This is a genomic window from Neobacillus drentensis (assembly GCF_036965425.1).
Classification (GTDB): Bacteria; Bacillota; Bacilli; order Bacillales; family Cytobacillaceae; genus Neobacillus; species Neobacillus drentensis_F.
Genome location: NZ_JBALPP010000060.1, coordinates 48,442 through 58,270 on the forward strand (window position 1 = coordinate 48,442; position 9,829 = coordinate 58,270).

At 44.2% G+C, this 9,829-nt stretch carries 11 protein-coding genes; 1 reads left to right on the plus strand and 10 read right to left on the minus strand.

Translation table 11 applies throughout. From position 1 onward, the window contains the following. Window positions 1–34: 34 nt before the first annotated feature. The 9 genes from nuoK to V7161_RS16645 all read right to left on the minus strand — a co-directional run bounded on the left by nuoK (window position 35) and on the right by V7161_RS16645 (window position 7,499). The gene (gene nuoK, locus V7161_RS16605; protein WP_223594854.1) at window positions 35–349 is read right to left on the minus strand and encodes an NADH-quinone oxidoreductase subunit NuoK; all 315 of its coding nucleotides are present in this window, start codon (window positions 347–349) and stop codon (window positions 35–37) included. After that, window positions 346–864: an NADH-quinone oxidoreductase subunit J gene (locus V7161_RS16610; protein WP_335714079.1), complete on the minus strand. Its 519-nt coding sequence runs from the start codon at window positions 862–864 to the stop codon at window positions 346–348. The genes nuoK and V7161_RS16610 overlap by 4 nt, the downstream gene beginning before the upstream one ends. Further along, window positions 861–1,280: an NADH-quinone oxidoreductase subunit NuoI gene (gene nuoI / locus V7161_RS16615; protein WP_223594858.1), complete on the minus strand. Its 420-nt coding sequence runs from the start codon at window positions 1,278–1,280 to the stop codon at window positions 861–863. The genes V7161_RS16610 and nuoI overlap by 4 nt, the downstream gene beginning before the upstream one ends. 92 nt (window positions 1,281–1,372) lie before the next feature. Next, complete coding sequence (nuoH, locus tag V7161_RS16620) at window positions 1,373–2,377, minus strand: NADH-quinone oxidoreductase subunit NuoH (protein ID WP_289987446.1); 1,005 nt, start codon at window positions 2,375–2,377, stop codon at window positions 1,373–1,375. Then, window positions 2,377–3,477 carry an NADH-quinone oxidoreductase subunit D gene (locus V7161_RS16625; protein ID WP_335714080.1) on the minus strand — a complete coding sequence of 367 codons (1,101 nt, stop codon included), beginning with the start codon at window positions 3,475–3,477 and terminating at the stop codon, window positions 2,377–2,379. The genes nuoH and V7161_RS16625 overlap by 1 nt, the downstream gene beginning before the upstream one ends. A gap of 3 nt (window positions 3,478–3,480) precedes the next feature. Continuing rightward, window positions 3,481–4,851, minus strand: coding sequence for an NADH-quinone oxidoreductase subunit C (locus tag V7161_RS16630; RefSeq protein ID WP_335714081.1), 1,371 nt, complete (start codon window positions 4,849–4,851; stop codon window positions 3,481–3,483). 3 nt (window positions 4,852–4,854) lie between these two features. Then, window positions 4,855–5,364: a NuoB/complex I 20 kDa subunit family protein gene (locus tag V7161_RS16635; RefSeq protein ID WP_223594862.1), complete on the minus strand. Its 510-nt coding sequence runs from the start codon at window positions 5,362–5,364 to the stop codon at window positions 4,855–4,857. Continuing rightward, window positions 5,355–5,729, minus strand: a complete 375-nt coding sequence (locus V7161_RS16640) for an NADH-quinone oxidoreductase subunit A (RefSeq protein WP_223594863.1) — start codon at window positions 5,727–5,729, stop codon at window positions 5,355–5,357. The genes V7161_RS16635 and V7161_RS16640 overlap by 10 nt, the downstream gene beginning before the upstream one ends. Window positions 5,730–6,164: 435 nt before the next feature. Beyond that, the gene (locus tag V7161_RS16645; protein WP_335714082.1) at window positions 6,165–7,499 is read right to left on the minus strand and encodes an aminotransferase family protein; all 1,335 of its coding nucleotides are present in this window, start codon (window positions 7,497–7,499) and stop codon (window positions 6,165–6,167) included. A gap of 182 nt (window positions 7,500–7,681) precedes the next feature. Between V7161_RS16645 and V7161_RS16650 the strand changes: the two genes are divergently transcribed. Next, window positions 7,682–9,076, plus strand: a complete 1,395-nt coding sequence (locus V7161_RS16650; protein ID WP_335714083.1) for a sigma-54 interaction domain-containing protein — start codon at window positions 7,682–7,684, stop codon at window positions 9,074–9,076. A 64-nt stretch (window positions 9,077–9,140) separates the two neighbouring features. Here V7161_RS16650 and V7161_RS16655 read toward each other — a convergent pair. Continuing rightward, the coding region (locus V7161_RS16655; RefSeq protein ID WP_335714084.1) for a GntR family transcriptional regulator at window positions 9,141–9,829 on the minus strand (689 nt) is incomplete at its 5' end.

Sequence of the window (9,829 nt, forward strand, 5' to 3'; positions counted from 1 at the left end):
AATCCGAGGGAAAGCGACTGGCACCAAGGTTTTTTTAATTTTTCATTGTGTCCATTTCATCGATGTTGACGGTTTTCTTAGTGCGGTAGAGTGCGATAAGAATCGCAAGACCGACCGCTGCCTCCGCTGCGGCAACACTGATCGCGAACAGGGCAAAGATTTGGCCTGTAATCGATGGCGCCATGCCGTATTTGCTGAAGGTTACCAGGTTAATGTTCACAGCGTTCAGCATTAATTCGATTGAAATAAGGACGATAACCGTGTTTCTCTTTGTCAATGCACCGTATAAGCCGATGCAAAATAAAATCAGTGCAAGTGCCAAGAAGGCTGAAGCGGGAACTGAACTCATTCCTTATCCGCCTCCTTATCCTCTTTTTTCGCCAAGACAATGGAACCAACCAACGCAACTAAAAGTAAAACAGAGACTAACTCAAATGGAATAATATGTTTTGAGTACAATGCCTGACCGATTTGCATCGTGTTGTTTTCATGCAATGTGGTCGGAACTTGATCAATATCAAAATTGTAAATGCCAAGGTAAACGGCAAAAGCAAAGCCCAGCACACCTAAAAATAAAAGGAACTTTCTCCATTTGCCTGCTTTTGATTCACTTTCATCGTTATGCCTCGTTAACATGATGCCAAACAGCATAATGATCGTAATCGCACCGGAATAAATTAAGATTTGCACAGCCGCGACAAATTCCGCGGAAAGCAGCACATAAATTCCGGCAATAGCTACGAACGTGAAGATGAGGGCAACGACCATATGAACAACTCTGGTAAGGTTCAAAAGAAGCACGCCGCCGATGATCGCCACAAGTGCGAGCCCCATAAAAGCGAGAAATTCGCCTGAGAAGGTCATGCTTTATTCTCCTTCCGTATGTTTTCGTCGTTTTCATCCAACCATTCAAGGTTTTTAAATAACATATCGCGACTGTATTCAGCGAGCTCGAAATTATTCGTCATGATAATCGCTTCTGTCGGGCAAACCTCCGTACATAGGTCACAAAGGATGCAAATCTCGAAGTTGATGTCATACGTATCGATGATTTTCCCCTTTTTCGCCGGATCGGGATGTTTTTTACCTGTCAGGTTGATACATTCAGTCGGACAAATGTTCATACATTGATTGCACACAATACACTTTTCCGGATAAAACTTCTGAATCCCTCGGAAGCGGTCCGGCAGTGGAAGCGGCTTATTTGGATAGTCATAAGTGACTTTTTCGCGTGATAATTGTTTTAGGGTATATTTCAAGCCTTTTGCTATTCCAAGCACGTTTTTCACCCCTTTTACCTTTTAAAAATTGTTATTGCGTCCAGTGTATCGCTAGGCGATACGACCTTCAAACACGATCTAATGATTTCTTTTTAGAAAAATAATGATTTGATCAAGGCTGTCAGGAAGATGTTTCCTAGTGCCACAGGAAGCAGCACTTTCCAGCCGAACTCCATTAAACGGTCCACGCGGAAACGCGGCAGCGTACTGCGGAGCCACAAGTATACAAAGATGACCACGCAGAATTTAAGTGAGAACCATACCGCACCTGGAATAAAGCCAAGGAACGCAAATGGCGGCAGCCAGCCTCCTAGGAAAACGACTGTAATCAGGGCAGACATGGCAAATAGGTACACATACTCGGCAAGCATGAAGAAGGCAAAGCGGAAGCCGGAGTATTCAACGTGAAATCCTGCGACAAGCTCGGATTCCGCTTCCGGCAAGTCAAACGGCGTCCGGTTTAATTCGGCAACCGAAGCAATAAAAAACACAATAAAGCCAATCGGCTGCAACAGGATGAACCAGCCGCCCTTTTGCGCATGGACGATATCATTTAAATTTAAGCTTCCTGATAATAGAATGACACCAAGAACGGACATAACAAGCGGGATTTCATATGAAATCATCTGTGCTGCTGCCCGTGCGCCGCCTAAAAGGGCGTACTTGTTATTGGATCCCCAGCCGCCAAGCAAGGCACCAAAGGTTGTCAAACCAGAAACCGCAATGTAATAAAGCAAGCCCACCCCGATATCCGCAAATTGAAACTTATCAGTAAACGGAATCGTTGCCAGTACCATGAAGGACGGGGCAAAGGCAATGACTGGCGCCAGGATAAATAACGGACGGTCTGCCAGTTTCGGAATAATGTCTTCTTTTAGTAAAAGCTTCAAAACGTCAGCGACGGTCTGCAATAAGCCCCAGTTACCGCCAAGCTGGTTTGGACCGTGGCGGAGCTGCATGTAACCCATGACCTTCCGCTCGGCTAAAATCCCATATGTTACGAAGCCTAATACGACTAACAGCAAGACAACCCCTAGTAAAAAGAAGATTGCAAAGTTGGCCAAACCTGGACTTGAATGGAGTAGATCTTGTACCATTAACCGTCCACCTCCCCAAGGACAATATCAACTGCCCCTAATATAGCAATCAGGTTTGCAATATTTTCGCCTACTAGTAATTTCGGGAGAATTTGCAGATTATAGAATGATGGTCTTCTAAACTTCAGGCGATACGGTTCTTTTTTGCCGTCGCTTGAGATATAACAGCCAATTTCCCCGCGCGGTGATTCGATTCTGACAAACGCTTCACCCTTAGGCGCCTTAATGATTTTCGGTACTTTTGCTAAAATTTCACCTTCCGCAGGGAATTGTTCACATGCCTGCTCAAGGATATTTAATGATTGTGAAACCTCGCCCATGCGCACTTTATAGCGTGCCAGGCAGTCGCCGCTTTCCTCGGTGACCACGTCAAAATCAAAACGGTCATAAATGGAATATGGCTCATCTTTACGAAGGTCCCACTTCACGCCGGTACAGCGAAGGTTTGGACCGCTCAACGAATAATTAATCGCGTCCTCTTTCGTGTATCTTCCTACACCCGTTACCCGGTCAAGGAAAATTTCATTTCCGGTGACAAGATCATGATAGCCTTTTACTTGCTCACGCATATAGGGAACAAAATCCCGTACTTTTTCCACCCAGCCTTCCGGAGCATCCCACTTTACGCCGCCTACACGCATATAGTTGAAGGTCAAGCGCGCTCCTGAAAGTTCATTGAGCATATTGATAATCATTTCACGGTCACGGAATGCATAGATGAACGGGCTCGTCGCACCAAGGTCAAGCAAATAAGTACCCCATGCCACTAAGTGGCTTGCGATACGTCCCAATTCCATTGCCATGACACGAAGGAAGTCTGCTCGTTCCGGAACTTGAATCCCCATCATCGTTTCGACCGCATGACATAGACAATAGTTATTCGTCATCGCTGACAAATAGTCCATCCGGTCTGTATAAGGAATAATTTGTGTGTATTGCAAATTCTCGGCCAATTTTTCTGTACCGCGGTGTAAGTAACCGATGACAGGCTTTGCTTCCGTAATGATTTCACCATCGATTTTAACTACAAGCCGGAATACTCCATGCGTACTCGGGTGCTGTGGACCGACGTTTAATAGCATTTCTTCTGTTCTGATCACCCGTTACACCTCCACATCATACGGTTCATAATCTTTACGCAGTGGATGGCCAACCCATTCTTCTCCAAGCAAAATCCGATGCAAATCCGGATGTCCGGTAAACTTAATTCCTAATAAGTCATATGCCTCGCATTCAGGCCAGTTGGCACCTGCCCAAATCGGCTGCAAGGATTCAATTGTTGGTTCATCGCGGTCTATCTTCACTTTTAACGCCACCGATTGGCGATTTTTATATGAGAATAGGTGAACATATATTTCCATATGCGTCACAAAATCCGTTCCGTGCAGCTCAGAGAGATAGTCAAATCCGAGAAGCTCATTATATTTTAAAAACTGAGCCAGCTTAAAATATGTATCACGCTTTGCCACAAGGGTCGGAACATCTTTGGATAATTTATTAATATAAGAATCTTCTAAAACATCGGCACCGAGATTCTCCGTAATCACCTTCAAATATTTATCTAAATACGGCTGATTGATTGACGGTGCTGCAGGCTCTGATGCAGCCGGCGCTGTATCGCCCGCTTTCCCTGCCGCTGCTGCTTTGGCTTTTGCTGCTGCCGCTGCTTTGGCCTTGGCTACAGCCGCTGCCTTTGCTTTCGCTTTTTCATCATCGGTTGCGTCCGCTCCTGTATCGCCACCCGATACGGCCGCTTTTGCTTTTGCTGCCGCTGCTGCCTTTGCTTTTGCTGCTGCCGCTGCTTTGGCTTTCGCTGCTGCTGCCGCCTTTGCTTTCGCATCATCTCCTGCTGGTGCACTGTCACCCGCATCAGAGGTTGGGGCCTCACCGCCGGCTAGCTCCATGGCTTTTCGTTTCGCCGCTGCTGCCGCTTTGGCTTTCGCTACGGCTGCTGCTTTTTTCTTCGCTAAATCATCAGGGCCGGCTTCTGTTTCTGCCGCTGGCGTATCGCTTGCCGGTGACGCTCCAGCGTCACCTGCCTGCTCCATGGCTTTTCTTTTTGCCGCTGCCGCAGCCTTTGCCTTCGCTACTGCTTCTGCTTTTCTTCTAGCAAGATCATCAACGTCGTTCGATGAGGTCTGCGGTGCGGCCGTCTCTTCTGCCGGAGCTGGTGCTTCTGTTGCAGGAGCTACTGGATCATCCACAATGCCTTCACGCTTCTTCTTCGCTAGTGCAGCCGCCTTCGCCTTCGCTGCCGCTGCTGCTTTTTTCTTTGCTAAATCATCGGCATCCCCGCCAGATGAAGCTGGTTCCGCTGATTTAGGCGCCTCATCCGCTGGCGGCTTTGGTGCTTCGGCTGCCGGTTTCGGTGCCGCTTCCCCTGCCGCCTTCGCCTGACGCTTCGCCAGTGCCGCAGCTTTCGCCTTCTCAGCCGCCTCTTTCTTTAATTGATCGAGATCCTTTTCCCCGCTCATCGGTTAGATCACCTTCTTCCCAGTCTTCGCCTCATAGCGAATCTTTTCCTTTAACTTATTAATTCCATAAATTAATGCCGCTGGGTTCGGCGGGCATCCCGGAATGTACACATCAACAGGAACGATCTGATCGACTCCCTTAACAACGGAGTACGACTTAATATACGGTCCGCCTGCAGTTGCACAAGACCCCATCGCAATAACCCACTTCGGCTCCGGCATTTGATCATACAAACGTTTTACAATCGGCGCCATTTTCTTCGTCACTGTACCAGACACAATCATGCAATCTGACTGTCTTGGCGATGTACGGAAAAAGGAACCAAAACGGTCCAAGTCATAATTCGCACCGCCCACGCCCATCATCTCAATCGCACAACAAGCCAGACCAAATGTCATTGGCCACAAAGAATTACTTCGAGCCCATGCCTTAATTTGCTCCAGCGTCGCGAAAAATACATTTCGTTCTAATTCTTTCATTTCTTCTGGTGAAAGGTCCAATTTTAAATCCATTTTAGCACCTTCTTTTTCCATGCGTAGATTAAGCCAATTACCAGCATAACCACGAAAATTAACATTTCGACTAATGCAAATAGTCCTAACTTATCATAGGCCACCGCCCATGGATATAAAAACACCGTCTCTACATCAAAAATTACAAACATTAGGGCAAAAATATAATAGCGGACATTGAACTGTACACGGGAATCGTGAAATGGCTCAATACCGCTCTCATATGTGGTATACTTCGCATCATCAGGTTTATGCGGACGCAGAAGCTTACCTAAATATAACGCCACCACCGGCAGCAACACCCCAAGACATAGGAACACAAAAACTATCAGATAATTATTCTGATATACATTCAAAAGTTCCATGTCTATCCCCTCCAATGTTGAAAATTTTCATACTTATGAATATTGTAACCGAATTCATTATAGCATTGTTACAAACCCCTGTCGACAAGCCTTATTTATAAAATTTGGAAGTCTGCCGCCGCAGAAATTGCCCATTTTTTGGCCATGAGAACAAGCCTTCAAAAAGGCAGTAAATTGGGCAATTTATACTAGTTGCTTATTCAGCTGAAGCATACTTGAATTCGACAACAACACCTATTAAACACCAAAACAAGATTTTAAACAGTGAGATTTGTCATTAATTGTTCACCTTTTTTCTACGTTTTTAGAACAATCTCCACTCGGCCAACCCTTCCCCTACAATCCTATTCAAAAATCGGCATTTCATGAACAAAAAAATGCCAGGCTAAACGCCTGGCCCGATCCATTCTTTTCCGTCATTTCCTCAATCGCATATTATACACCTTCGACTTGCTTAATCGTGTTTTCCACTGCCGATAAGGTCTCTAATAAAATCGTCATCATTTGTTCCATTTCTTCTTGATTAATAATTAATGGCGGGGCAAATACAATCGTGTCCTGGCCATCAAATACGACGGCACGGACTACCACTCCCCTTTTAGCCGCTTCCGAAACAATCAGTGGAGCGAGCGGAGTGGCGAAACGCTCGTTTGTCTGCCGATCTTTCACAATTTCAATCGCCCCCATAAGACCTAGGGCCCTAACTTCACCAATCATGCTATGTTTGCTTTGCAGCTGCTTAAATCCGGCCAGCATTTCTGCTCCCATTTGCTTGGCATTTTCAACCAAATTTTCACGTTCGATGATTTCAAGATTTTTCAAAGCCACACTGCAAGCCATCGCATGCCCGCTGTATGTATACCCGTGCAATAATGTACCTGTGGAGAGCTCTTTAAAATCCTGGTGCATTTTTTCCGAAATCATCACACCGCCAAGCTGTGCATAGCCGCTTGTTACGCCTTTTGCAAAGCACATCATATCTGGCACAACGCCATAATGCTCGATTCCAAAATAGGTGCCTGTCCGTCCAAATCCGGTTATCACTTCATCGGTAATCCATAATATCCCGTATTGGTCGCAAATCTCCCGGATCTCTTTGAAATAGTGTTCAGGTGCGATATGAACACCGCCGGCACCCTGAACAGGTTCAGCGACAAAAGCGGCAATTGTGTCAGCGCCTTCTATTTCGATTAACTCGCGTAATGCGGACGTTGAAAAATGATCCACATAATAAAAGTCAGGAGCTAATGAGTTCGTAAAATCCCGGAACGGCTTTAAACCTGTTGCGCTCGTTGCCCCCATCGCCACCCCATGGTAGGACTTCGTTCTCGTGATGATTTTCTTCTTTTCCGGCTGCCCTTTTAATATCCAATAATGCCGGGCAAGTTTATAAGCGGTATCATTCGATTCTGAACCTCCTGAAGTAAAAAACGTTGCCGTTAAATCCCCCGGTGCGATTTCTGCCAGCTTCGCCGCCAAGCGGATGGCCGGTTCATTGCTGTAGGTTGAAAAACAAGAGTTAAACGCTAATTTAGACATCTGTTCCATCGCTGCTTTTCCGATTTCCTCCCGGCCATGCCCAATGTTTACATTCCACAAAGAAGACATGCCATCTATAACCCTATTTCCTTTGATATCTTCTAAAAATACACCTTCACCCTTTGTAAAAATAAAGCCGGGACCATCAGCCTGCTGCTGCTGGATTGGTGAAGTCGGATGTAAAAAATGCTTTTTATCTAATTCTTCTAGTTCCTTGATGTAATTTTCCATATTCTAAACTTCCTTCCCCAAAAAGTTGTTTTGCTATTTTATAATGCAAAAAGCATGCCAACTTTTTCAGTCCGAAAAATCGTTGTTTCAGGAAAGATTTGATTTAATTTTTAATCAACATTAATTTAATTATTGATTAATTGTCCGATTTGATTGAAAATTTAATCAAGGAGGGGTTTTTCATGAACTATGAAGTGAAACTCGAGCTCGATAAAATCATTGAAACCTCAAACAACAACATTACGGTCACCGATGAGAATGGCATCATTTTGCGCTCCAATCCGGAACATTGGGTCATGTATGGGCTAGAACCCGGTTTCTATATCGGAAGGTCTGTCTATGAATTAGAAAAAGAAGGAATTCTCTCTCCTTCGATTAATGCCCTTGTCTTAAAAGAGAAAAAAATTGTTCGGATTATGCAGCATACCCAGTCAGGAAAAGTCGTCATGTCGACTGGTTATCCTGTTTTTAATCAGGAAGGACGATTAATCAGAGTGATCAGCTACAGCCAGGACCAAACAGAGATTGTGAAATTGCAGGAACAATACAGCCAGCTGGAATCAAAGGTGGCAGGATTCCAAACTGAAGTAGAGGAGCTGCGCGAAAAAGACGCCAGCGATCGGCCGCTTTTATTCAGAAGCACGAGCATGAAGCAAATCTTTAAGACCCTGCAGCGAGTGGCTCCAACTGATGCGGCGATTTTATTTTTAGGGGAATCGGGTATTGGAAAAAGTACATTGGCCCGATATATACACGATCAAAGCGAGCGCCAAAAAGAACCTTTCATTGAAGTAAACTGCAGCACGATCCCTGAAGCGTTATTTGAATCGGAAATGTTCGGCTATGAGCCAGGTTCCTTTACGGGAGCACAAAAATCAGGAAAACAAGGCTTGATTGAGCTAGCAGACCAGGGAACGATTTTTTTAGATGAAATTGGCGAGCTGCCATTAAACATGCAGGTAAAATTGCTAAAAGTTCTCCAAGAAAGAAAGTTCCTGCGAATCGGAGGAAAAAAGGAACGCCAAGTTAATTTCCGACTGATCACGGCTACGAACCAAAACCTGAAGCGGATGGTCGACGAGGGAAAATTCCGCTTGGACCTTTACTACCGTTTAAATGTCATTCCGATTCACATCCCTTCTTTAAAGGAAAGAAAAGATGACATAACGATTTTGTTAAAGCATTACCTGGAATTACTGAATGCCAAATACAACGAGTCTAAAAAATTGCACACATCTACGTATGACTTGTTAATTGATTATGAGTGGCCCGGAAATGTCCGTGAAATGGAGAATTTGCTGGAACGGCTTATCCTGACGATTGAAGAGGATATGATTTTGCCGGAACATCTTCCTTTTGACTTTAAGAAAAATATGCAGGATTCCACATGGGTTCTTGCGAAGGAGCGTATCGAAAAAAGGAATTTAAAAGAAGTGCTGGAGGAAGTAGAAATCGAGTTGTTAACAAAAGCGTACAGAGAGTGCAAAACCACCTATGAAATGGCGGAATATTTAGGCCTCAGTCAGCCTACTATTATTTATAAATTAAAAAAGTATAAAGAAAAGCTTTCTAATTAATATAAAAAGCCGAGAAGGATCTCGGCTTTTCATTATTTCAGAATATCAAAGCGCTTTCAAATAATTATTGCTTCAAGATAAATTTATAGCTGTCCCCTAATATATACTGTTTTCCTCTATGGACAGGCTGGCCGTTCTCATCAGTGACCGTTGTATCCATGAAAAAGAGGGGTTCGCCGCTTGCGATATTGAGCAGCTCCATTTCTTCATCGCCTGCCCTGACAATCTCCAAGGAAAGTTCGCTTGAACCGGCTGGTTTTACGCCCAGCTTTTCTTCCAATATCTTATAGATGGAGCCATCTAAATTTTCATTTAATAAAGAGTGATATTCTTTATAGGAAAAATAGTTGTTTTCAATCATGATTGGCGAATCGCCGGCATATCGGACTCTCTGGATAAATAACAGCGCATCTCCATCCTCAAGCTGGAGCATTGTTTGATCCTTTGATGTTGGCTGGATAATTTCTTTTTTAATGACTTTACTGCTCGCTTTTAATCCGTTCGCTTTACAAGCATCACTAAAGCTTAAAAAATGGACAATCTTCCTTTCAATTTTCCTTTTATTTACGAATGTCCCTTTACCCTGTCTTTTTACAAGGTAGCCCTCTTCCACTAATTCGACAATGGCTTTTCTTACCGTAATCCTGCTAATTTTATATTCTTCGCTCAACTCTAATTCTGTTGGTATTTTATCACCAAACTTTAAATCTCCATTTACAATCGAACTGCGGATAGACTCCTTTAATTGGATAT